Annotated in this window: 24 protein-coding genes and 1 tRNA gene; 17 read left to right on the top strand and 8 right to left on the bottom strand. The window is 42.7% G+C overall.

The features are described from left to right. Positions 1-136 precede the first annotated feature (136 nt). Positions 137-1243, top strand: coding sequence for a GntR family transcriptional regulator (locus AC27FN_RS04685; protein ID WP_487166858.1), 1107 nt, complete (start codon positions 137-139; stop codon positions 1241-1243). Positions 1244-1275: 32 nt separating this feature from the next. Here the strand turns inward: AC27FN_RS04685 and AC27FN_RS04680 are convergent, their stop codons facing one another. Then, the gene (locus tag AC27FN_RS04680) at positions 1276-2655 is read right to left on the bottom strand and encodes a sugar porter family MFS transporter (RefSeq protein WP_487166857.1); all 1380 of its coding nucleotides are present in this window, start codon (positions 2653-2655) and stop codon (positions 1276-1278) included. A 410-nt stretch (positions 2656-3065) separates the two neighbouring features. Between AC27FN_RS04680 and AC27FN_RS04675 the strand changes: the two genes are divergently transcribed. The 4 genes from AC27FN_RS04675 to AC27FN_RS04660 all read left to right on the top strand — a co-directional run bounded on the left by AC27FN_RS04675 (position 3066) and on the right by AC27FN_RS04660 (position 7514). After that, a complete protein-coding gene (locus AC27FN_RS04675; protein WP_487166856.1) occupies positions 3066-4670 on the top strand; it encodes a xylulokinase in 1605 nt (534 codons plus the stop codon). An 18-nt stretch (positions 4671-4688) separates the two neighbouring features. Next, positions 4689-5417 carry an L-ribulose-5-phosphate 4-epimerase gene (locus AC27FN_RS04670; protein ID WP_487166855.1) on the top strand — a complete coding sequence of 243 codons (729 nt, stop codon included), beginning with the start codon at positions 4689-4691 and terminating at the stop codon, positions 5415-5417. A gap of 18 nt (positions 5418-5435) precedes the next feature. Continuing rightward, entirely contained in the window at positions 5436-6860 is a 1425-nt protein-coding gene (araA, locus tag AC27FN_RS04665; protein WP_487166854.1) for an L-arabinose isomerase, read from the top strand. 78 nt (positions 6861-6938) lie between these two features. Next, the gene (locus tag AC27FN_RS04660) at positions 6939-7514 is read left to right on the top strand and encodes a sugar O-acetyltransferase (protein ID WP_487166853.1); all 576 of its coding nucleotides are present in this window, start codon (positions 6939-6941) and stop codon (positions 7512-7514) included. Positions 7515-7641: 127 nt separating this feature from the next. Here the strand turns inward: AC27FN_RS04660 and AC27FN_RS04655 are convergent, their stop codons facing one another. Then, positions 7642-8910, bottom strand: a complete 1269-nt coding sequence (locus tag AC27FN_RS04655; protein WP_487166852.1) for an oligosaccharide MFS transporter — start codon at positions 8908-8910, stop codon at positions 7642-7644. Between the two features lie 14 nt (positions 8911-8924). Continuing rightward, complete coding sequence (locus AC27FN_RS04650) at positions 8925-9899, bottom strand: glycoside hydrolase family 43 protein (RefSeq protein WP_487166851.1); 975 nt, start codon at positions 9897-9899, stop codon at positions 8925-8927. A 229-nt stretch (positions 9900-10128) separates the two neighbouring features. On the opposite strand from AC27FN_RS04650, the gene AC27FN_RS04645 reads away from it, so the two are divergent. The 11 genes from AC27FN_RS04645 to AC27FN_RS04595 all read left to right on the top strand — a co-directional run bounded on the left by AC27FN_RS04645 (position 10129) and on the right by AC27FN_RS04595 (position 20057). Further along, a complete protein-coding gene (locus AC27FN_RS04645) occupies positions 10129-11019 on the top strand; it encodes an ArsR/SmtB family transcription factor (RefSeq protein WP_487166850.1) in 891 nt (296 codons plus the stop codon). Positions 11020-11186: 167 nt separating this feature from the next. Then, positions 11187-11417, top strand: a complete 231-nt coding sequence (locus tag AC27FN_RS04640) for a hypothetical protein (protein WP_487166849.1) — start codon at positions 11187-11189, stop codon at positions 11415-11417. A gap of 756 nt (positions 11418-12173) precedes the next feature. Then, positions 12174-12716, top strand: coding sequence for a DUF1643 domain-containing protein (locus tag AC27FN_RS04635; protein WP_487166848.1), 543 nt, complete (start codon positions 12174-12176; stop codon positions 12714-12716). Between the two features lie 41 nt (positions 12717-12757). After that, positions 12758-13060, top strand: coding sequence for a hypothetical protein (locus tag AC27FN_RS04630; RefSeq protein WP_487166847.1), 303 nt, complete (start codon positions 12758-12760; stop codon positions 13058-13060). A 217-nt stretch (positions 13061-13277) separates the two neighbouring features. Beyond that, on the top strand, positions 13278-13556 hold the full coding sequence (locus AC27FN_RS04625; RefSeq protein ID WP_487166846.1) for a Mor transcription activator family protein: 279 nt from the start codon (positions 13278-13280) through the stop codon (positions 13554-13556). Between the two features lie 26 nt (positions 13557-13582). Further along, on the top strand, positions 13583-14290 hold the full coding sequence (locus AC27FN_RS04620; RefSeq protein WP_487166845.1) for a DUF805 domain-containing protein: 708 nt from the start codon (positions 13583-13585) through the stop codon (positions 14288-14290). Between the two features lie 4 nt (positions 14291-14294). After that, positions 14295-14915 carry a zinc ribbon domain-containing protein gene (locus tag AC27FN_RS04615; RefSeq protein ID WP_487166844.1) on the top strand — a complete coding sequence of 207 codons (621 nt, stop codon included), beginning with the start codon at positions 14295-14297 and terminating at the stop codon, positions 14913-14915. Positions 14916-14927: 12 nt separating this feature from the next. Then, positions 14928-15848 carry a zinc-ribbon domain-containing protein gene (locus AC27FN_RS04610; RefSeq protein ID WP_487166843.1) on the top strand — a complete coding sequence of 307 codons (921 nt, stop codon included), beginning with the start codon at positions 14928-14930 and terminating at the stop codon, positions 15846-15848. Positions 15849-15865: 17 nt separating this feature from the next. Beyond that, positions 15866-16384: a hypothetical protein gene (locus tag AC27FN_RS04605; protein WP_487166842.1), complete on the top strand. Its 519-nt coding sequence runs from the start codon at positions 15866-15868 to the stop codon at positions 16382-16384. Positions 16385-16737: 353 nt separating this feature from the next. Beyond that, positions 16738-18702 (top strand): DNA primase family protein, encoded by a 1965-nt coding sequence (locus AC27FN_RS04600; RefSeq protein WP_487166841.1) that lies wholly within the window; start codon positions 16738-16740, stop codon positions 18700-18702. Between the two features lie 218 nt (positions 18703-18920). Continuing rightward, entirely contained in the window at positions 18921-20057 is a 1137-nt protein-coding gene (locus AC27FN_RS04595; protein ID WP_487166840.1) for a tyrosine-type recombinase/integrase, read from the top strand. Positions 20058-20387: 330 nt separating this feature from the next. Here the strand turns inward: AC27FN_RS04595 and AC27FN_RS04590 are convergent. Then, a tRNA-Asn gene (locus AC27FN_RS04590) sits at positions 20388-20459 on the bottom strand. A gap of 186 nt (positions 20460-20645) precedes the next feature. On the opposite strand from AC27FN_RS04590, the gene AC27FN_RS04585 reads away from it, so the two are divergent. Next, positions 20646-21479, top strand: coding sequence for a mechanosensitive ion channel family protein (locus AC27FN_RS04585; protein WP_487166839.1), 834 nt, complete (start codon positions 20646-20648; stop codon positions 21477-21479). A 234-nt stretch (positions 21480-21713) separates the two neighbouring features. Here AC27FN_RS04585 and AC27FN_RS04580 read toward each other — a convergent pair whose 3' ends face one another. The 4 genes from AC27FN_RS04580 to AC27FN_RS04565 are packed head-to-tail and all read right to left on the bottom strand — an operon-like array spanning position 21714 to position 25283. After that, entirely contained in the window at positions 21714-22613 is a 900-nt protein-coding gene (locus tag AC27FN_RS04580) for a polysaccharide deacetylase family protein (protein WP_487166838.1), read from the bottom strand. After that, positions 22594-22911: a hypothetical protein gene (locus tag AC27FN_RS04575; protein ID WP_487166837.1), complete on the bottom strand. Its 318-nt coding sequence runs from the start codon at positions 22909-22911 to the stop codon at positions 22594-22596. The genes AC27FN_RS04580 and AC27FN_RS04575 overlap by 20 nt, the downstream gene beginning before the upstream one ends. Next, entirely contained in the window at positions 22911-24125 is a 1215-nt protein-coding gene (locus tag AC27FN_RS04570; protein ID WP_487166836.1) for a glycosyltransferase family 2 protein, read from the bottom strand. The genes AC27FN_RS04575 and AC27FN_RS04570 overlap by 1 nt, the downstream gene beginning before the upstream one ends. A gap of 24 nt (positions 24126-24149) precedes the next feature. After that, a complete protein-coding gene (locus tag AC27FN_RS04565; RefSeq protein WP_487166835.1) occupies positions 24150-25283 on the bottom strand; it encodes a family 20 glycosylhydrolase in 1134 nt (377 codons plus the stop codon). Positions 25284-25323: the final 40 nt, after the last annotated feature.

Genomic DNA, 25323 nt, shown 5'->3' with positions numbered 1-25323 from the left:
ACCAAATAGGAATCATAGCTTCTTTTGAGACTATGATTCGTCATAAATTGCTATCTAGGTGGATTTTGCGTAAAATATATAGTTGTGGAATAGGTACGCAAATTTATTGAAATGGTTTTTAGGTGACGTTAACAAGATGGAGAACAAATACCAAAAAGTTAAAGACGGATTGAAACAGGCGATTTTAGGTGGACAGTATAAAGTAGATGATAAATTGCCAACTGAAACTGAATTGATGGCACAGTACCAGGTATCACGTTATACAGTCCGTCGTGCCGTGGGAGACTTGGAGGATGATCACTTTGTTTATCGAATCCAGGGTGGCGGAATGTTTGTTCAGGATTGGCATAAAGATTGGTCGGCCGAAACTGATCGCAAAATTATTGGTGTGATTACGACGCACATTGCCGATTATATTTTTCCAAACATCATTTCTGGCATTGATCGGGTCATTTCTGAAGCTGGGTATTCATTGCTAATTAGTAATACCCACAACGATCACGAAAAAGAACGTAAGAGTCTAATCAATATGTTGGACACGAAAGTCGCCGGACTAATCATCGAGCCGACGCAAAGTGCCTTGCCAAATCCAAACATGGATTTATACCGAGAAATTAGTGAGGATCGCTTACCAACGTTATTTATCAATGCGAAGTATCCAGAATTATCATTTCCTAGTGTCACAACGGCGGATCAGTCAGCGGAAGAAGAGATCGTTGATTATCTGTTTGATTTAGGTCATCAAAGTATGCTGGGGATTTTTCAGGTCGATGATCGGCAAGGGGTCAACCGAATGAACGGGTTTGTTCGCGCTTATCAAAAACATCCTCAATTTTCTTTTCAAAGTAATTTGATCATGTATCAATCTAGTGACGGTTTTGAAAAAATTGTCACTCGGCTCAAGTCTTACTTAACTTTAACCGAGCGTCCCACGGCTATCGCATGTTATAACGATCAACTCGCGATTCAAATCATTGATGAATTGCGAGTCCAAGGCTATCGCGTTCCGCAAGATATTTCTGTTGTTGGCTTCGATGACTATCAAATGGCGCGCTATATGAGTCCCGCATTAACGACTTTAAACCATGAAAAGGAACGGATGGGTCGTGATGCAGGCAAGATGGTCATTGATTTAATCAAAGGGGAGTCAGTTCAAGACATCATCTATCAGCCCCAGCTAATTCAACGTTTTTCGGCAACTGGGCCAGCGCAGACACCGACAAGTAATGACCTTAATAAATGAATTAATCGAAAAAATAGATTGAAACTACAAAGCTATTTAGCGATCGTTTCACTATTAACCGTCTTTGTTTCGCCAGCTGCCTGACGAAGACCGGCCTCGATTTCTTCAAGCGACTTGCCTCGAGTTTCTAGGAAACGAGCGTGTGTGAACCAGATGCAAATCCCACAGATAACCGCGTAAAAGATGAATGAATTCGCTAATCCCATGGTGCTAAGCATCGTTGGGAAGGTGAGAGACACAAGCATGTTAGCAGCCCAGTTGGTTGCTGAACATAGGGAAGTCCCTAATCCGCGAATATTGAGTGGGAAAACTTCACCAATCAAAACCCAGGTTACGGGGGCCCAAGTTGCCGCATAGAAGGCCACATAAACAGTCAACGCAAGCGCACTGACAATGGCCGCTAAGCGTGATCCCGTATCAAATTTCAGTGTGATACTCATGACTAGTAGAGACAATCCCATACCAGAGGCACCGAAGATTAACATCTTCTTTCGGTCAATTCGATCCATCAAAAGCATTGCGACGATTGTCACAATAACATTGATAACCCCGATGCCGATGTGGGCGAGCAAGGCCGCGGCAACTCCCCAGCCGACTTTAGTGAAAATAGTTGGCGCATAAAAAATCACGGTATTACTACCAATAACTTGTTGAAAAATGGCGGCACCTAGACCGGTGATTAGTGCAGGCCGAACTGTTTTGCCGAAGAGTTCATGCCAGCCACCAGTAGCTTGACTTGCTTGAGCTTGAATGTCTGTTAAGGCGGCAGCAACGGCGGCTTCATCGCCATTATTTGTATTATCCAAGACTGCCTTAGCTTCGTCTAAACGACCGACTTTGACCAAGAAACGTGGACTTTCAGGTAAATAAAATGACCCAATGAATAGAATACCAGCTGGAACGGCAGCTAGGCCAAGCATCCAACGCCATCCGGTAAAGAGACCAGCAAAAGAATAATTCAGAATATAAGCCAATAAAATTCCGATCATAATCATGAGTTGGAACATTGTTGCAACCGCACCACGTTGTTTCTTGGGTGCCAGTTCTTGCAAGTACGCGGGGATTAACGCCGATGTTATTCCGACCCCAATCCCTAAAATAACCCGAGTTACCAGCAAAACATAAAACTCAGGGGCGAACCCAGATCCGATTGCACCGATAAAGAAGATGATTGACGCCCAAATCAATAACCGGCGTCGGCCATATTTATCAAGGAATTTACTAGTGGCGAGAGCACCAATAATGGCACCGACTAAAACGGCGCTGACAACCATCCCTTGTTGCCAAGAACCTAGATTGAGCTGCTTTTGAATAAAGAGAATGGCACCTGACACGGAAGCGATGTCGTATCCAAATAGCAAACCGCCTAGTGCCCCAAATGTATAAATAAACCCGTTCGAAACTTTTTTCAAAATGGAACCCCACTTTCCTTTAAATGGACGAAATAAAAAATAGCAATAGCAGAAAATGAATTATCAGTATTTTTGAAAACGCTTTCGAAATTAGGTTACGACATTAGTACGAATAAATCAATGTAATTTTAAGTTATACGAACTAATTTCGCCGAATGAGTAATCCTTGGTCGTTATCATTAAATGGTTACAAACTTGATTGGACGATTGGTATTAAATTTGAATGGGATGATATCAACGAAAACATAAGTGCGACGACACTGATGAACGAGTAAGGAACGAAACGAAGCTAGCCTATTTTTATTAGCATAAATAATAAATGTGTTGATTTATTCGAATGAATATTTTACACTGTGGTCATCAGCAGATGAAAACGCTTTTAACAATTTTAGAAGGTGAGGAGGTTTGACATGGATTTAATTGAAACTGCGCGGGCTGTTCAAGCAGGAGATGTTTCGCTTGGCATTGAACTTGGTTCCACGCGGATCAAGGCAGTGTTAGTTACACGTGATTTTGCGACCATCGCAACTGGCAGTTATGTTTGGGAAAATCAGTTGGTTGATGGCGTCTGGACCTATCCATTAACGCAAGTGTGGCAAGGCATACAGGCTAGTTACGCACAACTAGCCGCTTCAGTTCAAAGCAAATATCATACGCCGTTGACTAACATTGCCTCGATAGGTGTTAGTGCGATGATGCACGGTTACTTGGCGTTTGATAAAAATGGCCAGCAACTCGTTCCCTTTCGCACATGGCGAAATAACATTACTGGGGAGGCTGCCGACCAACTGACCAAATTATTCTCATTCAATATTCCTCAACGCTGGAGCATCGCCCACTTGTATCAAGCTATTTTAAAACAGGAACCACATTTGACCGATTTAAACTTTATGACAACATTGGCGGGTTATGTACACTGGCAATTATCGGGTCAACGCGTATTGGGCATTGGTGATGCATCTGGGGTCTTTCCGATTGATGAACAGACACATACATTCGCCGCCGACTTGTTGACTTTGTTTAACCGGTTGCCAGAGGTTCAACAATATTCATGGCGATTAGAGGATGTTCTGCCAACTGTTCAATCAGCGGGAACACAGGCTGGTGTGTTGACGGCGGCCGGTGCCAAGCTACTAGATATTTCTGGTAACTTACAGGCTGGGAGCGTCATGGCCCCACCAGAAGGTGATGCTGGTACAGGTATGGTTGGGACCAATAGTGTCCGAGAGCGGACCGGGAATATCTCAGTCGGAACTTCAGCTTTTTCCATGGTGGTATTAGACCAACCTTTAAAGGCAGTTCATCAAGATATTGATGTCGTGATGACACCGGATGGTGCACCAGTAGCTATGGTTCACATCAACAATTGTTCGTCTGATATCAACGCTTGGCTAGCGTTATTCAAAGAATTTGCGGCACGATTGGGTGTTGAATTAGCCTCAGATCGGTTGTACGAAACGCTTTTCTTGCAATCGGCTTACGCAGATCCGGATGCTGGTGGGTTAGTCAATTACAGTTATTTATCCGGTGAGAATATTACAAAGATTGATGCTGGCCGACCGTTATTTGCTCGCACACCAAATAGTAAATTCACGTTACCAAACTTTATGCAAACTCAACTCTACGCAGCATTTGCGCCACTGACGATTGGCATGAATGTGTTAACTAATGAAGAACATATTAAAACAGATGTCATGATTGCGCAGGGCGGGCTATTTAAGACACCTGTGATTGGCCAGCAGGTCTTAGCCAATGCGCTGAACTTGCCAATTACCGTGATGAGTACGGCTGGTGAAGGTGGTCCTTGGGGAATGGCGGTGCTGGCAATTTATGCCATTCATGGACGAAAACAAGAATCGTTGGCGGATTTCTTAGACCGAGAAGTGTTTGCTGATCCTAAGACGATGACGTTGAGTCCTGAACCCAATGGCGTGTCAGGATACAAACAATTTATTGAACGTTATCAGGCCGGTCTGCCGGTGGAAGCAATGGCTGGCACGGTAATTTCAGAGTGAAAGTGAGTCTGAATCTTCATGTTAGAAGAATTAAAACAAGAAGTTTATGAAGCAAATATGCAACTGCCTAAGCTAGGATTAGTCACGTTCACCTGGGGGAACGTGTCTGGGATCGACCGTGAAAAGGGGCTATTCGTGATTAAGCCCTCCGGTGTTGAGTATGGTGATTTAACGCCGGCAGATATGGTGGTTGTTAATTTAGATGGGGAAGTTGTGGAAGGTGACTTAAATCCCTCCAGTGATACGCCAACCCATACGGTTTTGTACAATGCCTTCCCTAGTATTGGCGGGATTGTGCATACCCATTCACCATGGGCTGTTTCGTTTGCTGCAGCGAAGATGGATGTTCCAGCTTTAAATACCACCCATGCGGATACGTTCTTTGGTGACGTTCCAGCGGCGGATGCACTGACAGAAGAAGAAATTGAAGCTGATTACGAGGGCAATACTGGTAAAGCAATCGTTAAAACGTTTGCTGAACGTAGAATTGACTATGAAGCAATTCCAGCGGCACTGGTTAGTCAGCATGGTCCCTTTTCTTGGGGACCAACGCCGGCCAAGGCTGTCTATAATGCAAAAGTTTTAGAAGTTGTGGCCGAAGAAGACTATCATGCACTGCAGTTGACGCGAGACGATAGCTCTTTGCCGCAATACCTATTGGATAAGCACTATTACCGGAAACACGGAAAAAATGCTTATTACGGGCAAAGCAATGCGAAATCAAAAGAACATGCAGTAAGAAAATAAATTTAAGGAGTGTCGATTATGTTAGCTGTACCTGATTATGAATTTTGGTTTGTCACAGGGAGTCAATTTCTTTATGGTGAAGAGCAACTGAAACAAGTTGCCGATGATGCTCGCGACATTGTTGATCAACTTAATGCGAGTGGTAAGTTGCCTTACCGGGTTGTCTTTAAAGATGTGATGACCACTGCTGATGGAATTACGAAATTCATGAAAGAAGTCAATTATAATGACAAGGTAGCAGGGGTTATTACGTGGATGCATACGTTCTCACCAGCTAAGAATTGGATTCGTGGGACTAAATTATTGCAGAAACCATTGTTACACTTAGCGACTCAGTATCTGAACAAAATTCCGTATGACACGATCGATTTCGATTACATGAACCTGAATCAAAGTGCTCATGGTGACCGAGAATATGGCTATATCAATGCTCGTTTAGGCGTTCATAACAAGATTGTTTACGGATACTGGGGCGATGAAGAAGTTCAATCAGAGATCGCTAAGTGGGAAGATGTTGCTGTTACCTATGACGAAAGCTTTAAGCTTAAGGTAGCTCGTTTTGGTGACACGATGCGTAATGTTGCTGTCACTGAAGGTGACAAGGTGGAGGCGCAAATTGACCTCGGCTGGACGGTTGATTATTATGGCATCGGTGATTTGGTTGAAGTCATTAATCAAGTTAGTGACGCCGATATTGATGCCGCTTATGCTGATCTTGAAGCTAAATACACGTTGGTGACAGGCGACAACGATCCAGATCAATATCAACATGCTGTGCGAGTTCAGTTGGCACAATATCTTGGCATTAAGAAGTTCCTCGACCAAGGCGGTTATACGGCCTTTACCACGAACTTTGAAGATTTGTGGGGGATGGAACAATTGCCCGGGCTGGCTTCACAATTGTTGATGCGTGATGGTTATGGTTTTGGTGCCGAGGGTGACTGGAAGACCGCAGCACTCGGTCGGTTACTTAAGATCATGTCACATAATCAGAAGACGGCCTTCATGGAGGATTACACATTAGATCTTCGCAAAGGTCACGAAGCTATTTTAGGCTCACATATGTTGGAAGTTGATCCTTCGATTGCCAGTGATAAACCGCGTGTCGAAGTACACCCATTAGATATTGGTGGAAAAGCAGATCCCGCTCGCTTAGTCTTTACAGGTTCTGAAGGTGAAGCGATTGATGTGACAGTGTCTGACTTCCGGGATGGTTTTAAGTTTATTAGCTATCCAGTTGATGCTAATAAGCCAGAAGCAGAGACGCCGAACTTACCAGTGGCTAAACAGTTATGGACGCCAAAAGTTGGTCTGAAGGCTGGGGCAACTAAATGGATTGAAAATGGGGGCGGGCACCACACTGTCTTTACCTTTGCATTAGACGAGGAACAAATTAATGATTTAGCCACGATGTTTGGGGTTGAATCAGTTGTAATTGATTAAAATCGCAAGGTCATATTGAATGTAAAAAGTGGTCGACTCCATCAAGGGGCCGACCATTTTTAGAATCGGAGAATGTGAATGAAAACTGAACAAGAAAAGATGGTCTCTGGAGAACTTTTTTCGGTCTACGATGAAGAATTGGTTGCTCAAAGAGCTACCGCCCGTGAGCTAGTAGAGCAATTTAACGCACTGGGTGAACGGGATCCTGATCAAAGTCAATATTTAATCAAACAATTGTTTGGTAGCACTGGGGCAGCGTGTCATGTTCATGCGGCCTTTCGGTGCGACTATGGGTACAACATCTATGTTGGTGATGATTTCTTCGCTAATTACGACTGTGTGATGCTAGATGTGGCGCCAATCCGAATTGGGGAACATTGTCTACTTGGCCCTCACGTACAGATTTATTCGGTTAACCATCCAGATAATCCTCGGTTACGTCGAAATGGGGCCATGGGTATCGGTCGGCCCGTAAATCTTGGCAATGATGTTTGGATTGGCGGCGGGGCAATAATTTGTCCTGGGGTCACTTTAGGAGACAACGTGATCGTAGGGGCAGGGAGTGTTGTGACGCGCTCGTTTGGTAGTAATGTTGTCATTGGTGGCAATCCAGCTAAGGTGCTGCGACAGTTAGATGAAGACAAATTTAGCTGAGATGATCGTAAAATTCATTGTTCAATCAAGTACATGTTGAAGTAACAATAGGGCCGGTTAAATGTCTGCTTCACGGCAGGCATTTAACCGGTCCTATTAGGTTAACGATTTTGACAACTTTTAAAATTTATTTGCTATCTGATTCTTTTGAAATAACTTCATTGGTTGAAACTTCACCAGCTTGCACAGGATCTTCTTTCTTTAATGTAAAGGCTGCGAATAATGTAATAATAAAGACGATGATCCCCATCCAGATATACGTATGTTGATAACCAATCACGTCGTATAATTTACCCGCAACTGATGAGAAAATGAAAACGGAGATTTGTTTGGCAAAATTAGAGGCGAGTGCATAAATTGTCGCGTAGAGACGAATGTCAAAAGCACCGGCGATGTATTTCATGATAGAAGTTAACAGCAATGGCATTTCTAACCCAGCGAGCAGACGGAAGAAGACGACCCAGCCCCAGGTTGGCGATAAAGCAGACCCTAAGATCCGCAAACAAGTTAGAAAACCATAAATAATTAGGCCGTTCTTTGACCCGATTTTGTTGATAATCCATGGCATTGGGAACATCAGTAAAAATTCAATCACGGTTTGGCCAGATGTCATATAACTATAGACAAGTGTACCTTGCGCCGCGGTGTGAAAGAATGTTTTAAAGAAGATAATAAACTGTTGATCAAAAACATCAAAAATTGCAGAAGCACCCATATAAAAGATGGCTAAAATCCAAAGATTCTTAATTTTAAACACGGAGGCGACGGTTTTTAAATCTAGTGAATTAGAGGTGTCACCTGCAGCTGAAGCATTTTCCATGTCGATTTTGTCACTGAAGATAAGTAGGAGCGTTAACAGGACAGCAGCTGCAGAACAAGCCCAGAAGATTGAATCTGGATTCCATAAGAACAAACGGCCAGCGACTAATGAAGCAACGATCCCGGCGACTGATCCACCAACCCGAGAATGGGCATATTCGAAGTGGTTTGCTAGGCTGGCGCGTTGGACATATTGTTCGATTACTGATACACCACCATTTAGAACGAAACTTAGGAACGTCCCAGTGACAATGGCAACTAAAAAGGCGTTGATATGCAGCAGCGGTAGAAAGGCCCACTGGAAGTAAGGGCCGATAAAGATAGCAACAACCGCAATTAAAAGCACAAGATTCTTTTTGAAAAGGAGCCGGTCAGAGACGACACCAAAGACAGGTTGAAAAATTAACGAGATACCGGCCATCATTGAAAAGACTGCACCAGATTCGGTTCCGTTAAGGTGTCCGACCTGTTCCATCCATAAGGTCAGATAGCCGTATACGGTTGCCCAGATAAAGAAATAACTAAAGTGTGTAATGGGGAAACCCCAGAAGTGTTTGTTTGTTGTGCTTTTTTCCATGATAAACGAACCCCCTATTCGTAGTTATAAGGCACTGGAATGCCAAAGTTTGGTGTTCCGTCTGCATTCCAGGTGAATGCCTGAATTTTGGTATGCCGATTAGGATCATATAGCGGATCACCTTTAATATCGGTGTAATTACGGCAGTGGTAAACCATGATGTCAGTTTGTCCATCTTCAGCTATCGTAAACGAGTTGTGACCTGGGCCAAATTGGTTGTGAGCGATGTCGCTTTGAAAGACGGGATGGTCTGATTTTTGCCAATTATTTGCATCGAGTAGATCATCAGCATCTGAAATGCTTAATAGCCCCATGCAGTAATTTTCGTCAGTGGCACTGGCAGAATAGGTGATGAAGTAGCGACCATTTCGGTGAATAACAGCCGGCCCCTCGTTAACCCAAAAACCGCGCGTTTCCCATTCGAATTCCGGTTTGCTCAGCATCACGGGAGCGGATGAGAGCGTCCAAGGATTGCTCATTTCAGCAATATATAGATTTGAGTTGCCCTTGATAGCAGGATCTTTTTGAGCCCAAACGTAATACAGTCGGTTGTCGGCAGTAAAACAGGTTGCATCTAAAGAAAATGAATCAAGTGGGGTGACAATTTGACCATGCTCATGCCAGTCGGTTTCGTCACGCATCGGATTTGCATTGTCGCATTCTAGACAGAACATGCGGTGTTGAAACATCCCATTTTGATCAAAGGTAGTGGTTTCTGCTGCGGCAAAGTAAATAAACCAATGACCGTTAATGAAGTGCAGCTCGGGCGCCCAAATTAGTTGACTCATGGGACCGTGATCATGTTTACGCCAAATGGTGCGAGGGGCCGCGTGGGCTAAGCCAGCGAGTGTCTTAGCCCGACGGATCTCAATTAGGTTGTAAGCCGGGACTGAAGCAGTAAAATAGTAATAGCCATCGGTGTGACGATAAATGAACGGGTCTGCCCGCTGAATAATTAGCGGATTAACATAATTGTTTGTTGAAGTCATAAGCAAAAGTTCCTTTCGCTACGTAGTTAATGTTTGTTCACATGTGTACATATATATCGTAAGCGCTTACACGATCGCTTACAACATTGTTATTGTTATTTAGGAATAAAAATATCCATTTGATTAACAGTTATGTTACTATTAATGGCGAAGAGTTCACTATTTCTTCAAATAAAATGACGTTTTTGTTTGTTTTGAAGTTAATTATAATGAAAAGGTTGCTATTAAAATGGAGCTAGATTTATCTGACACGTCGCTTAAAACATATAAGGCGTTAGCTAGTGATGTTCGTTTAGAGATTTTGAGACGTCTTTCTTACAAAAAGTTGAGTGTTCAAGAGATCGCGTCCGAATTACATCTGAGTAGTACGATCGTCTTAATGCACCTGAATAAATTAGCTGAGGCTGGTTTAATAGAATTTGAGCGGCAAGGGCATAATAAGGTTTCACGCCTAAAGGTCGATCATATTAATGTCAATTTTCCTCAGGAAATTTACACAGCCTTTGACTTGTATACGACGCAAGTCCCGGTAGGACACTATACGAATTTTTCGGTGGCCCCGTCCTGTGGGTTGGCTGGAAAAACTGACTACATTGGCAAAGTGGATAATCCAGCTTACTTCATGGATCCAGAGCGGATCAATGCGGGAATGATCTGGTGGACACAAGGATTTGTTGAATATCAATTTCCAAATTATTTAGCGCGCAACGACCAGCTTGAAATGTTAGACCTTTCTATGGAGCTAGGTTCTGAATTTCCGTTTTCAAACAATGTCTGGCCTTCAGATATTACGTTTTCAATCAATGGCCATGATATTGGCTTGTGGACGAGTCCTGGAGACTTCTCTGATACGCGCGGTAAATACACACCGCTATGGGTGCCTGACAATGTCAATCAATATGGGATACTAAAGGTACTTCGGGTGACTGATCATGGCAGTTACTTAGATGGACAACCGTTTGCCGACGCGTCTTTAGACGATCTAAAGATTGATGGGGATACAATTACGGTTCGCTTTGAAGTTAAAAAAAATGCCCAAAATCGTGGCGGTTGCACGATCTTTGGACATGGTTTTGGTAATTATAATCAAGATATTGAGATGAAGCTATTCTATAGCTAGTTTACCTCGTTGAGATCGGACTAGATGCCATCTACGAAACACCTAATAATATATTGCATTAATTTTGGTCGTTCATCCTCAAGATGGACGATTTTTGATTAGCTAAAAATATTTTTAGGTGTACCTGCTAATAGCTTGCTGTTACAATGTAGCCGGAGGTGAGTGAGATGACTCAAATTTATGTTGATCCACAAAGAGCAGATCAAGCAATTACGTTATCAGATATTTCTCATTGCCAGCTTACGGTCGAGACACATAATGGTGAAGTTCGTTACCGATTTAGCTTTGCCGAACACAAACACACTGGTTTTTGGATAGCGGGACAATTAACTGATAAAATGCAGGTAAACGTTCAAGGAGTCGAGGGATTGGAACATTTTCAGATTAATTTTCGTTGACGGTATTATCTATTTGCCAGGTTCTTAGCCCAAAGGGTAATGAATGTAGCCATAGATAATACTGGCAGGGATAATCGTGCTAAAGTTGGCCAACGTTGTTTAATCATTTTCTATGAAAAGATAAAGCATTGAAAAAATCAAAATTTTAATACGACTAGTGTTTGAATTAATTCAAACACTAGTTTTTAGTTGAGCGCTCCTAGAATAGCCTTTGTTCTAGCAAATTACTATTAATCGAATGGTGTCAGCTTACAGTGATAATGCTTGTTTATCTGACCTGATTCTGAACCCTTAGTTAATAAATTTGCGATGGGCTTAAATAAAAAATGGCTTAATCACTAGGTGTTAGTGATTAAGCCATTAAGGTTAGTACTTTTGGAGGTAAAGACTGCTCGGGTTGAACACGAAACATCGACAAGATCTGATGCAAACTAAGAAAAGTCGATTACGATTGGGACCAAATCGGGACCAAACCATTTTGACAATCATTAAAGAGGCTTTAAACATGCAATGGACAGGTAGAATAAATCGGGGGTCACAACAAGACGCAAGAGAAGCATCAGAAAACATTGGTGGAACAAGGAAAATAGGTCAATTAATCATTTAGAAATACAACTAGAACTAAGAGCAAAGTAACGCAGACGTCCGTTGATGTTTGCGTTATTTTTTTCGAGTCCAGACTCGAGTGCTGATTGATTAACAATTACAAACATATATTATCTGAATGATTCATAAATGAAAAAGGAGCGTAAGCAGATGGTTGAAAAAATTGTAACTGATAAACTGAAATTAGACATCACAGTCATAAGGACTGAATCAGGTTTTCATCGTTACAGTGCGATGTATAAGTGGAATGACAAAGAGCCATTAGCGATGATTGTGACTAATTGGCCGGGATCCATTGACCCTTTGAAATTGGATGAAACAACCCATCAGATTATCAAACATGTTCATTTGTTAGGATATGGCGGGGCAATCTTGGTAAATTTGTTCAGCCAAGTAGGGCTAACGACCCGAACTAAGTCCAGGCTAAAAAAGGCCATTAGTACAGAGAACCTAGCCCAAATCACCAGTCTAATTACTAAGGTTGACGTTGTTATTATTGCGACTGGCTCTTTGCCGCGACTTAATGAAATAGCTGCAGATGAACAGACTCAATTAATCGGGTTGGTTAGGTCTGCTAAGCCATCCCCTAAATTAAAATTTCTTGGAACGAAACGCTACCACCCTAGCCACCCACTCACCCCCGAAATCAGAAGCGACTGGCATTTATATGAAGAAAATCAATTGAAAGGATAAAAGCTGACGACTATGATCGTCGGCTTTTTTAAGTTGAAGTCATGAATGAAGAAGCGCGGGCATTAGCATTGATTAGACAGTTTGCTGATCGTACAGCCAAGAGTAGTGAAGTTAGTCAGGAATCAGTGGTATTAGCTCCTGACGAACTTGATGACGCCTTATTGAAGGACGTTGTTATTTGGACTTTGCCGCAATGGCTGATGGTCGATATGTTTGGTTGGGATAAAGCTGACAGGACATACACCGTGTATTTTATTCGCGATGCAGAAGGTCGTAACGACCCGTTTATCGAGGGAATTATCGATGAACAAGGTAAAGTGATCTGGTCCCAGATGAGAAATTAGCAAGATTAACGACGAAAGTCTTATGTACGGTGATGAATGTTCTTAAGAATCAATAGATCCTGTAATTGGCGTAATTGGTCCAAAAAGCTAACTTTATTTAAGCTGATTAGTAATTGTGATGAAGTTACTTCACTAACGCATGACACTAGTCGTTCGCCGTGCATTAGTAACAACATTTAACTGTTGATATTATGAATAATGTGATAGGAGTGATGTTATGTCAAAGGACCAACACGTCGATCCGGCGGCCTTGCCAGAAGTTTACCGACGTATTTACGAACTGCTTGGTGAGGCGGCCTTGCTGGCGTTATGGGATGCATTTAAGGGTGAAGAAGTGAATTTTCCTGTGCACTTGAACGATCGAACCAAAGTTAAGGCAAAGATTACTGAGGATTACAACGGGTCCAATGCGGATGCTTTGGCACGGAAATATGGGTTTACCAAGCGCTGGGTTCGCCAAGTTATCAACGAGGCCAATCGATCAAAAAAAGACTAAATAAATGAAGAGTCGGGGGAACAGTTATGGCAGATGTAGCAACGAAATTTTGTAATCAATGTGGGAAGAAAATCAGTGTATCCGCTAAGTTCTGTCCCTTTTGTGGGGCAGCGCAAGAGGAGTTTAGTAACGGATCAGCAGAATCATCGCAGGTAGTGACTAGTGACCAAGTTCAAGAACAAGTTGAACAACTGCAACCTATTCAACAGGCACAACAAGTTGTTCAACCTCAATCAGTTGAACAACCGCGACAACAAAATGTCCAATCCGCATCGCAGTATCAACAACAGTCACAGGCTCAGCAAACATTTAATAACAGTAATAGCTTTCAGCAGGGACCAACTACTGGTCAAGCAGCAACAGAAGGTAACATCATAACAAAGACCGTTGCGGCCACGCAGGATGCGTTTAATAAGATTGTCACAATTGATGGACGGACATCACTGGCAGACTTTTGGTACGCGATGTTAGGATTTTTCGTAATTGGGTTAGGTATCTTAGTCATCATGGCCTTAGTTCCGATTGTTGGTCTATTGCTGGATATTGCGTTTATGATTCCGGCAACGACTATTTGGATTCGAAGGTTACATGATGTTAATAAAGCAGGAACTTACTATTTGTTTATATTAATTCCTCTCGTTGGATCCATTCTCCTATTGATCTGGTCCTTGGACCATGGAACCCGTGGCACCAATGATTATGGTCCAGAGCCTGTGGAAGTGACGAAAGGATAGTGTGATGAAAATCATGAAAAAGCAGACTGGAAGTTACATTTTAATTGGATTGTTAATCATCATGGGATTGTCACTTATCGTAGGTCTTCAACGTCACTTTATTATTTCGAAGGCTAGGCTTGAAGATAACATCACCAAGTCAGTCCAAAACCAGGATGGCGAACTGTTTCTAAAGCAGTTCGATCAAGATAGCCAAGATTTGAAGTTTGCTGACATTGGTTCTCAAAGCGTTGTTGAGCAGTGGCACGATCATGCGTCACTGCCACTACAAGAAATCGGGGAGCAGGTCGTTAATGAACGAACTGTTGGTGGGACGTCCGTTCATTATAAGTTCTACGTTGAATCAAAGAAGGTTCTAGGACTGTTCGATTCTTACTACTTGGTAGCAAAGCCAACATCAGTTGACTTGACGTCTATCTACAATTTGAATGATTTGAAGTTTACGTTTACTAACAATGGCAAGAAGCAATCCTTTAAACCTGATGAATTGAAGCAAGGCCTTTTCCCAGGTAAATATAAGTTCACAGCTAACGGGGAACAGGGAGACCGGCAATTGCAAGGGGACTTTTATTTCAATATTGCTGGCGACCATAGCACGTTCGACATGGAATTGTATTACGTCTAGGAGGTGAACCATATGAAGAAATGTCCACAATGTGGCACGTTAAATCCAGCGAGTGCGAAGTTTTGTCGTAACTGTGGTACTGATATTTCGGCTGTGCCAGTTGAAGCTACCAAGACTGACCAAGGACAAACTAATTACTCACAAGCACCGATCAATACCCCCTCAGCTGCAACCCCGTCACCCAATCATCCTCAACCCCGTCACCACATCTGGCTTGGTATTTTGCTTGCAATTTTACTTGTCGCAGTCAGCGCTGGGGGCAGTTACTGGTATTTTGGTATTCATCAGCAGGCCGGTAGTACCCAAACGAGTAAAAAAGAGCAGCATAATGATGAAGCTAGTAGTTTAGCCAGGGAGAACTCTAAGCTAAAGGCAGACCGATCCTCAAGTGATTCGGCATCAGAGACAAGTACTCAAGCAACTGCACCGAAGAGCTTCAGTGATGCACAAAAAGAACAGATCAACCAAGCCTTTTTAGACTGGGCCAGTGAACGAGCAAAGATTGGCAATATGGCAGTAAGTCCATGGTATTTTGACCATGGATCTGACGAAGCGGCGGACTGGGTTGCCAACACACCTGATGGAAAGGTGTTAGTCCAAGATGTGCAGAACGATGCGGGATCATATGAAATCCAAGCATTAGGTGGAGTGATCTTCTATACATCTAGGGATGGAACGACTGGGTTGGATAATCGACTACAGAGTGGTTCGTTTGCTGACGGTTATTCCACCAACATGGATTTCAGTAAATCGTCTAGCAAGTACCTTCTGGGGTCCAATGGTGTGGTCTATGAACTGAAGAATAGTTCAGGAAGGATCAGCCCTGACACAGGTTTTGGACAACGCGGCAATGAGACTTCTCTGTCGTTTACCCGATCTAGTGATTCTGCAGCTCAAGCCGAATTAAAGAAATTAATTCAACAAATAGGCTAAGTATTGGAGTGTAGGTAATGAAGAATAAATCAATTTTACTGGGCATCGCAGTAGTACAAATGCTGATATTGTCAGCATGTGGTACCAACCATACTCAAAAGAAAAGTGATACATCTAGTCAAGCAGCTAGTAGTCGTCGCTTAGCTAGTTTGAAGAAAGAAAATGAAAAGCTAAAGCATCAAAAGAGCCAGAGTAGTGCAGCGTCGTCGGTTACAGTGAATTCAGAACAATCATCAAGTCAAGACCAGAGTAGTAGCGAAGCTACATCCGCAGCACCAACAGTAGCTCCCGATGGCGCTACAGCTGAAGAAATGCGTGGTGACCTAGTTAGTAACTTTGGTTGTGATGCAGCAGCATTGCGATCTGTACCTGATGGTTTCTTGGTGCAACAGTACACTGAATCAGAAGAAAAAGGTGGGGATATTGGAGTCTTCTATGAACGGGTTGTAAGCTCTTATCCATCAATTGGTGGTAACATTATGGGGCCGGACACGTCGAGTGCTAATAATGATGATTCAGACGATGAAAATGAATAAATAGGCTAAATCCCAACGTCACAAATGGCGTTGGGATTTTTTAAGGACATATAAAATGAAGATCGGAATTAGAATTTCATTAAAAATTATCATCGCGATTTGTACCGAGATACTAAAAATCAAGTGAAAATAGGACTAGCACAAAAAACAAAAAATGGCACAAAAAAAGCTAAAAAATCCCAAAAAAAGAAATAGGAATTGCAACTTATCTACTAATCATTGGCTAGTTGATACTTTTTAAAAAAAACGCGTCCACAAAAATTAGTTTCCGCTAGACTTAAATTATGTATTCGCGAATACGTACAAGATCATCGACGGATGATGAATAATTTAAATCTGGAGGTTATTAATCAATGACTTTGTTAAATGTTTTAATTATATTGTCACTATCACTTGGTTTACTCAAATTCCGATTAAACATTGTGAGTGTGCTAAACGATAAAAGTGTTATTACTTCTGGCGAGTCATCTTCCCGCTTAACTTTAAATCTCAAGGATTGTTTGACCATGATCGATGGAAACGAGGGTACGCACAACGACAATCCATCCGACAAAAGTCGACTGTCGTCAATCAGAGAAGATTTGAGTACAAGGGGGAAAACCATGAATAAATCAGTGAAAAATCAAAAAAATATCGATGACGAGAAGCGAACGGTCAAACAGTGCCTAAGAAGTGACGCAGACATGGATTTAGATCAGTTGCCTAATGGAAAACGCTTTAAAGAAACAGTTTTATCAATGTCAGACAACGAACTTGGCCTTTTATTCTGTTATCTAGAATCGGAAGAATGCGCACTTGGGACTGCAATTAGTAGTCAGGTCATTCAAATAATCGGTGAAGCACATGCCGAGTCGGTCGAGCGAACTAAAGGGGGCATACCCGTAGAGTTAGAAAGTTTGATCGAGCAAATTAGTCAAGAATGGTTGATTCACCTAATGGGTCTCGATGTTGACGATGAAAGTACCACAACGAAAGATTTCGAGCGGATTGTGTTGGGCATCCGGAAGCTGTTTGATATTGCCGTTACCCGGCAATCGGGAACAGAAATTTCGGAAAAAGAACGCACGATGATGATTGTTTACAACACTTACTCTGGAGTCTGGATGAACAGCCAGAGAATGCTGAAACAGTTGATTCATTTTGTACTTCGTCAGTGTGATGTCTGGACAAAAGACAGAGAAGGACAAGTGAGGGCGGAACTGAATCTAAAAGTTGGTTCGTACAATATTGATGACTTCGACCAGAAATTCTTATCAATGGCTCACGGCGTTGATTTAAATCTCGAGACCTTAGCGGTTGTCCCGCAAGAGGCAAGTCATCTTTGTTTGAAATCTGTTCCATATGCGCCTGATACTGATGTGGCAACTCCCGTATTTAACCATTACCTTAAAACTACTTTTAACACTGATGCCGAGCGTCAATATTTTATGGAAATCATCGCTTACACGGCTTATCAGATCGGTCGGCCAGTGCCGTATTTCTTCTTTTTCTACTCTGACGGAAGTAGTGGTAAGTCCGTTGCTACAACATTAGTGGGTAACTTGGTCGGGCAGGACAACGTTTCGGGCCAGAAACTTGCTAACTTAAGTGACCACTTTGGTCTCTCTGTGCTTAAGCGGGTTAACATTGCCGGTGAAGATGATTCCACAGTCTTCAGTGCAACGTCATTGAAGGCCATAACTGGAGGTGATGTTATTGCCGCTGACCGTAAGAACCAATCGGCAACGAACAAGGTATTGGATACAAAGTTCATTTTCAGCTTCAATCAATTACCGTTTTTACCGGAAAATACGTATGGACTTGCTCGCCGACTTCGACTCTTAACGTTTCCCAATACCTTTACTTACGGGAAACAGGACCTGAAGTTAAACGACAAGTTGGTCGACGAATTACCAGGTATTTCTGCAAAGTTGCTTGAAACTTTACGAAAGCTTCGCGCAAAGGATTATGAATTTGCCGCCGATGATGATATTGATCAAACGCTGGAGGAGTACGTCTTTAACAATGATCCTGTGCGTCTCTTCATGCGTGAACAGATCACTTGGGATGGCGTAACTAGAGTCGATCAACCACAGTTCTTTCCAGCTTTTCTGGAATGGTGTCGAGTTAGTCAGCATGATACGTACACTTTTGGCGATAAAGTCAGTTTTTGGAAACAAATGAAAAAGATTGATGGCGAAGTCGTTGGTCGCCGATTTGTTGACCATACAAAAACTGTACACGGGAAATCGGTCATTGTTGGCTTCAAACTTAAGCCTCTGCCGGAAGGGGGACAAAACAATGACCAGCCAATCAGCAAGTTGTTCCTCGAAGGCTAATCACTCGACTGAAGCAGGAGAACTTCTCACACGGGCACAATTGGGCAGGTTGCTTGGATTATCGCCGGATTCGCTAGATCGGTACGTAATTCATCAACCAAATTTCCCCTGTGTTTTGGTAGGAAAAATGCGGCGTTATCCGCGAACGGCCGTATTGCGCTTTGTCAACGACATTTGGCCGCAACAAGCGATTTGATTGACATAAAAGGAGTTATTTAATGGCAAGTATTAAAATCATGAAAAACAAGGCCCCGGGTGGGAAGCCTTGGCAAGTGTCTGTTTCACTAACCGACGTAACTAAGAAGCGAAAACGCTTTAAGCGAGTCTTTTCAACGAAAGCGGAAGCAAATGACTTCGCCAATAAAGTCTGCATTGAAGATGCTGAGGGTAAGGACTTTTCGGCTGGAAGTATGCTATTGCCTAACGCTTTTGAAAAATGGGTTATGCGTTACAAAGCTCCCGGAATAGTTCCAGTGACTTTAGCGGCCTACAAAGCAACGTTAGAAGCTTTAAAAAAGTCATTTGCCAATGTAGCTGTCGATCAGTTGACTCGGTCTCAAGCCCAGAACTTTTTGGACGAACTAGGCAAGCACCAATCTCAGGCAACGCTGAAGCGGCGCCTTACTCATCTTAATGCTTTTTACCAGGATGCGTTAACTGATGGGATGGTAACTAAATCTCCGATTGTACACTTAAAGTTGAACGGACAACCAGGACAATCGGAAGAACTAAAATATTTAAGTGCAACTGATTTCGAAAAGCTACGCGATGAAATTTTTAGTCATGCCATCACCGTTAAAGATAATTGGCTTATTGCAGTTGCTATCGGTTGGGATACCGGTTTGAGGATAGCGGAGGTTTTAGCTTTAACATGGTCTGACATCGACCTTCAAAAACAAACCATAACCGTCAATAAATCTTGGAACGCAGCTAATAAACAGGAACAACCACCAAAGACACCTAGCTCTAATCGAACCATTTCTATCTCTGATCGGCTAGTTAATTTATTAAAGAAATACCGTGTTGCTAGTAACGAGTGGCAATTAAAAAATGGCATCAAAAATCCGAAGAAAAGGGTGTTGATCGGTAGCCGAACACGTCAGGTGATTGCAGCACCATGGATCAACCGTAAGTTGAATAAAATGCAGTTAAATCTTGGTATTGCCCAACCGATTACTTTTCATGGACTGCGACATTCACATGCCTCTTACCTGCTGTATAAAGGTGTTAAAATTGCGGCCATTTCTAAACGACTAGGACATTCGTCCATCAATATAACAGAGAAAGTTTACGCTCATGTTCTGCCTGAATTGCAGCAAGATGAAGACGTCAAGATTCTTAAAGCGTTAGGATAATTAGTTTAACAAGAAGATGCCCGATAAGTGGGCGTCTTTTTTTAGAAAACAATATCAAAAAGATTTGTCTTGTTGACGTCAAGAGTAGTCGGTGATTAGTTTGAATTAAAAAGCTACCTACCCAGCCTACCCGAGCCACCCGCTCGTCAAAAAAGGAAGTGATAGAAGTCATTTAGGGTCCAAATCGCGCCCAACTGGGTCGTTTCAGATGGTTTAATATGGTTTCTTTGTAAGTTAGGTTGATAATATGAATGCATAAAAGAATCCCGGCGCATCAGCATTCGCAGCCGATGCGCCGGGATCCATGGTTCATACTTTTGGAGGTAAAGACTGCTCGGGTTGGAATCGAACCAACACACTCTCGATTAACAGTCGAGCGCAGTACCATTGTGCCACCGAGCAATAAGAAAAATATATCAATAGGGTAAGTTTATCAATTGGTTTATTAGAAGTCAATAAACAAAAACAGAGATTTCACATAAAATTTTACCGCCAGAAGATCAGTAGTCTGTCAGCTAAAAAAGTGCCGTAGATACTGCTTGGCTGTGCTAAAGTGGTGAGTAACAGAATTAATGGTGGGGAATGAAGATGAATTTAATTTTAACAAATGGTGTTACGACTTACTTCAATCAATTTAGATGGCGCCAAGTAGGCCCGCGACTGTTCGATGGCGTCTTACAAGTCATCTTGTATTCAGTGTTATTTTGGTTGGTCAATCGTCTGGCGATTTTTTTGATCGATCGTAGTTTTGATACTTACATGAGTAACCGGCGCATCAATCAAAAGCGGGCCGAAACACTACATACCTTGATTAAGAATACGACGCGCTACATTGTCGTGTTCTTCTATCTATACACAATCTTAAGTGTACTAGGGTTTCCAATCGGGACACTCATTGCGAGTGCCGGAATTGTCACCGTAGTGGTTGGGCTTGGCGCACAAGGTATCATTCGCGATGTCATTGCCGGGTTTTTAATCTTAATGGAACAACAAATGGAAGTTGGTGATAATGTCATCATCAATGATAAAGTCGCTGGTCGCGTCGTGGGATTTGGCCTGCGGTTGACGACAATCAAGGATGCAGATGGTGGCATTAATTACATTACCAATAGCAGTATAACGGTTATCACTAATCAATCACGTAATCATTTGCGCGTTCAGATTGATTTGCCAATCAAACCAGGAACCTCGACTAACCAAGTCAATAAAGTTATCAAGCAAGTTAATGAGCGGCTATTACCAAAACATCCAGAAGTTGTCGGTCGAGTCAGTGTGCAAGGACCAGTCATCTTACCGGCAACCGGGGGCTTAGCTGTTTCAGTGATCATGTTTGCCAAAAATGCTGAAGTTGATAACGTGCGGACTTTATTCACAACCAGTTACCTAACCGCCTTAAGTCAAGCTGGTGTTGAATTTGGTTAGCTGATGGTGATCATCAATAAGTGATTGCACTAGCTTCAATTGAGTCTGGGACCAAACTAAAATTCATTGCCAACTTTAAATAGCCAAAATGAGTTTGGGACATAACTTAATAAAAGCTTCATTTTTGTGCACCCCGTCTCCATGTTCAAAACGTGCGACAAACGCCTGAGAACTGTGCCTAGCAATAAAGTGATCGCTCTCAATTCGGCGTTATGTCCCACTCTCTCTTTGAAGTTATCCCGTTGTTTTTTGATTGAGCCACTTGGTAATACTTGGCCAACTATTTGTGTTGATAATGACGCGCGGTGTTGATTTCAGATTGGTGTGGGGTGTCACAATACCAGTATTTAACGTGTAAATGACTTGTAAAGGTTGTCGCTCGAGAAAGGTCTGTACTTGAGTGTCACCACTACCATAAGGGTATGTGAAGATCGGTGTTTCGGCGCCGATCTTTTTTTGCATGACGTCTTGGCTAGTCGCATAGTCACGTTTAAATCGACTAAATTGACTGGGCACGTTAAAAATTGGTGTGCCAGATGCCGTTAAATAATGCATATTGTTCGTGTGAACGCCAAAAGTAACAAGGTCGCCAGCAATTTTTTTCATTTTTAAAATTTGCGGCCACGTGGCCAGTTTTGTTCCAGCCCGATACGCGCCAGTGTCGCCAGTAATAATGGAAACGGTAAAAGGATCGCGATACTTCATCATGACAGGAAGGGCATTATCAATCGTTGTGCGATCAATATCATCAAATGTTAAGACGACGTAGCGATGCTTTAAACGTTGGTGTGACATGGCTAATTGAATCATTTCGGCCGTTGAAATGACTTGAATGTGGTGGCGGTGTAGATAAGCCATTTGGGCCTTGAAATCGTTTAAATTGACGTTGAAATCGTGAAATTGGCTATTGGATGATAAGCGTTCATCTAAACGAACCGTGGGGGTGTTTTTTAAGACCCGGTGGTAACAAAAGACCATAATGCCTGCTCGCATGTTCTGGTCGTGGGTCGAGATGGCGTAGCTGGTTTTGTTTCCTAATTCAAATTTGATATTACGTTGCACACTAATTCCTAAGCAGGCGAAAATTAAAATTAAGAAGCCAGCGAGTAACCATTTACGCGTTGTTTTGCTCACGATCAAGGGCCCTCCTTTTCAACCGATTAATGTGAATCGTGCCGAAGAGTGTAATGAGCGCAGCAACGACAATCACTAAGATGCCTAAGACTTTGTAGAGATGCAATGATAAGTTCAAGACTAAGTAATCTGACACTAAATCATCAGAGTAAACGTTGAACAGAAAGCAAACGTTGATGTAAATAATAAAACCGGTGACAAGCCACAGCCCAGTTAAAAGAATCGCTCGATAGAGCAGGGCGAAAAGGGAGGGCCGTTTGCGAATAATTAGTGTTGATTTTTGCTGTTTGTTTTTCATTACAACCCCCGATCTGGACTCCGCCAGGTGCCAGTGTGGTGAGGGTCCAAGAAGAATGATGCCAGAGCAGTTAAGCAACTGACTAAATTAATAAACCAGTAGAATACGATATAAATTGGTAATAAGAGCAGATCACGACCGGCAATGAAATCAGATTCTTTAGAATCCGCGAAGCCGATGAGAAATTGCACCAGACTAATCAACAATAGCAGAAATAAAATAACGCCATCTAAGACAAGTGTTTGCGTAAACGCAATGGTGAAGACGTAAAAAAGAAGGACGAGGGCACAAGCAATCGCCCATGTGTCGCTTAGAATCATATCAATTAAGAGTCCTTGAGCACTTAAAGGTCCGCGGACAAACATTCCCTTGTTGCGCCACAGAACTTCAAAACCACCGCGCGCCCAGCGCTGGCGTTGATGAATTAAAGCCCCAACGTGTTCAGGTACTAAAATCCATGCCACAGCCTGCGGGCAATAGTTAACATGCCAATTGTGCTGATATAAGCGCCAGGTTACATCGATATCTTCCGTTAAGGCTTCCTTATTCCACCAGCCTACATCCGCCATTGCTTCAGCACGGTAAGCGACGACCACGCCAGAAACAGTCGTAATGTGACCAGTGATAAATGATTGACCGCGTTTGATAATATCGATGACGCCAATATATTCGAGTAATTCCAAACGACCTAATAAGCTTGTCCGGTTACGAACAATTGGCTTGCCAGCGACGGCGCCCAAACGATCGTCGTCGTAGAAGCGAGCTAACATGGGTGTGAGGACATCCTTGTCGACATAGCAATCAGCGTCAAGACATAATAGAAATGCACCATTAGCTTGTTTAGCACCAACATTAAGCGCGTTCGCTTTCCCTTGGTTAGGCGTAACGGGAACAATCTTAATTGGCATTCGCGTCGCAAATTGATTTGCCAAAGTATGCATGACGGTAAGCGTGTTATCGTCACTACCATCGTCAATGAGCAAAAGTTCAATGTTTTGGTAATTCAAAGCGGCCACTGACTCAACGACACCACTTAAGGTTTCACCTTCGTTATGGGCCGGGATGAGCACGGAAACGAGTTCACCTGCGCGATTTGGATGCTGATTGACTAACGGAACGGTGCGTTGTTGAATCGTAAAAAAGATCGAACTGATAATCCAGACAATCGAAATAATGACTGGATACAAAATGACGTAAGAACTAATTAAATTCATGAATTCCCCCGAGATATTTGAAGATTAAATTGGTTGACGTGCTAGGGCTAAAAAGTTTTTTAAAAATGAACGTGCGCTTTGATAGATTTGCTTATCAGTGGCGGAATTATCCGATTCACACCAAATTGAAATACTGCTACCTGTGATACCATGCAGCGAATTGAGACTGGATTGAGCATCATTGTCCCAAATGGTTGGATCCCAATTTTGCTTCATATCGGAACTCATATAGGTGACGTTGGCTGGTTTTAAATTGGCCTTGGTGACATTAAAATATAAATAGTAATCGTTATAATTCAGCACTTTGAAGCCATGGTGGATAAGCTGTGGCATCGTCGCCCAACTCTGTTTACGCGCTCGCCCGGCGGCCCCCTTTTCATCAGCGGTCCAATTCCAATAAGTGACTTGAATTTGATGATCTAAGGTTGGGAGATCATGGGTTTGAAAGCCATCGTTCCAAGCTTCGGGAATAAAACCCAGCTGTTCGACGTTGGCGGCAAGTCGGTTAAGATAGGTCACATAAGCCGGATTAGGCTTTGTATTATCAGTGAATTCATCGCCGCCGAGGTGAAAACGAGCGTTTGCCTGACCAGTAAAGGAACGGGCGACTTCCGCATCAATTTGACTGACAAAGTCGATACTGGCGTTGGTGAGTTTGAATTCTGGGCCGTAACTGTGGTTTTGCGTGATCAATTGTTGAACTAATTCTTGCTGATGGTTAGCCTTCAAAGTTGCCACCAAGCCACCGAGATGGGCCGGGGTATCGATTTCTGGAATTAATGTCACCTGCTGTTGTTTAGCATAGACAAGCAACGCGGCGATTTGAGCTTTACTGTAAAAAGCTTGATGGGTGGTTCGATTACGCCATACACCATCTGATTCGATCGCGTTGGTCAGGGTTTGACCGACTGTCTCATTTTCGATGGCAAATGACTGACTGTCGGTTAAATGCAATTGGACGAATTGACCATGATCGATTTTGACTTGGTGGATGAATTTTTTGAGTGTCTGAATTTGGTAATGGTGACGAGCAACGTCAAGTGTAAGGCCATTGAATTGGCCAGGCTTGGTCGCCGCATTAGCTGGCTGAAACGAAGCTAGTCCGGCAATTAGGCATATAATCATGACCAAATAGCGCAAAAAGGGAGTTTGACGCATAGCTTAACCTCATAGCAAACTAAAATTTTTCTGTACATAA

The sequence above is a fragment of the Furfurilactobacillus sp. W61-4 genome (assembly GCF_057545565.1).
The sequence above is the reverse complement of the archived record's forward strand: the minus strand, read 5'-3'. Positions and strand labels throughout refer to the sequence as shown.

Coding starts and splice junctions, on each gene's coding strand:
- araA (WP_487166854.1), top strand. CDS start 5,436: ATGTTAGCTGTACCTGATTATGAATTTTGGTTTGTCACAGGGAGTCAA.
- AC27FN_RS04575 (WP_487166837.1), bottom strand. CDS start 22,911: ATGAAAAACAAACAGCAAAAATCAACACTAATTATTCGCAAACGGCCC.
- AC27FN_RS04595 (WP_487166840.1), top strand. CDS start 18,921: ATGGCAAGTATTAAAATCATGAAAAACAAGGCCCCGGGTGGGAAGCCT.
- AC27FN_RS04635 (WP_487166848.1), top strand. CDS start 12,174: ATGGTTGAAAAAATTGTAACTGATAAACTGAAATTAGACATCACAGTC.
- AC27FN_RS04570 (WP_487166836.1), bottom strand. CDS start 24,125: ATGAATTTAATTAGTTCTTACGTCATTTTGTATCCAGTCATTATTTCG.
- AC27FN_RS04615 (WP_487166844.1), top strand. CDS start 14,295: ATGAAAATCATGAAAAAGCAGACTGGAAGTTACATTTTAATTGGATTG.
- AC27FN_RS04565 (WP_487166835.1), bottom strand. CDS start 25,283: ATGCGTCAAACTCCCTTTTTGCGCTATTTGGTCATGATTATATGCCTA.
- AC27FN_RS04610 (WP_487166843.1), top strand. CDS start 14,928: ATGAAGAAATGTCCACAATGTGGCACGTTAAATCCAGCGAGTGCGAAG.
- AC27FN_RS04600 (WP_487166841.1), top strand. CDS start 16,738: ATGACTTTGTTAAATGTTTTAATTATATTGTCACTATCACTTGGTTTA.
- AC27FN_RS04660 (WP_487166853.1), top strand. CDS start 6,939: ATGAAAACTGAACAAGAAAAGATGGTCTCTGGAGAACTTTTTTCGGTC.
- AC27FN_RS04625 (WP_487166846.1), top strand. CDS start 13,278: ATGTCAAAGGACCAACACGTCGATCCGGCGGCCTTGCCAGAAGTTTAC.
- AC27FN_RS04640 (WP_487166849.1), top strand. CDS start 11,187: ATGACTCAAATTTATGTTGATCCACAAAGAGCAGATCAAGCAATTACG.
- AC27FN_RS04585 (WP_487166839.1), top strand. CDS start 20,646: ATGAATTTAATTTTAACAAATGGTGTTACGACTTACTTCAATCAATTT.
- AC27FN_RS04620 (WP_487166845.1), top strand. CDS start 13,583: ATGGCAGATGTAGCAACGAAATTTTGTAATCAATGTGGGAAGAAAATC.
- AC27FN_RS04655 (WP_487166852.1), bottom strand. CDS start 8,910: ATGGAAAAAAGCACAACAAACAAACACTTCTGGGGTTTCCCCATTACA.
- AC27FN_RS04645 (WP_487166850.1), top strand. CDS start 10,129: ATGGAGCTAGATTTATCTGACACGTCGCTTAAAACATATAAGGCGTTA.
- AC27FN_RS04670 (WP_487166855.1), top strand. CDS start 4,689: ATGTTAGAAGAATTAAAACAAGAAGTTTATGAAGCAAATATGCAACTG.
- AC27FN_RS04605 (WP_487166842.1), top strand. CDS start 15,866: ATGAAGAATAAATCAATTTTACTGGGCATCGCAGTAGTACAAATGCTG.
- AC27FN_RS04675 (WP_487166856.1), top strand. CDS start 3,066: ATGGATTTAATTGAAACTGCGCGGGCTGTTCAAGCAGGAGATGTTTCG.
- AC27FN_RS04650 (WP_487166851.1), bottom strand. CDS start 9,899: ATGACTTCAACAAACAATTATGTTAATCCGCTAATTATTCAGCGGGCA.
- AC27FN_RS04685 (WP_487166858.1), top strand. CDS start 137: ATGGAGAACAAATACCAAAAAGTTAAAGACGGATTGAAACAGGCGATT.
- AC27FN_RS04630 (WP_487166847.1), top strand. CDS start 12,758: ATGAATGAAGAAGCGCGGGCATTAGCATTGATTAGACAGTTTGCTGAT.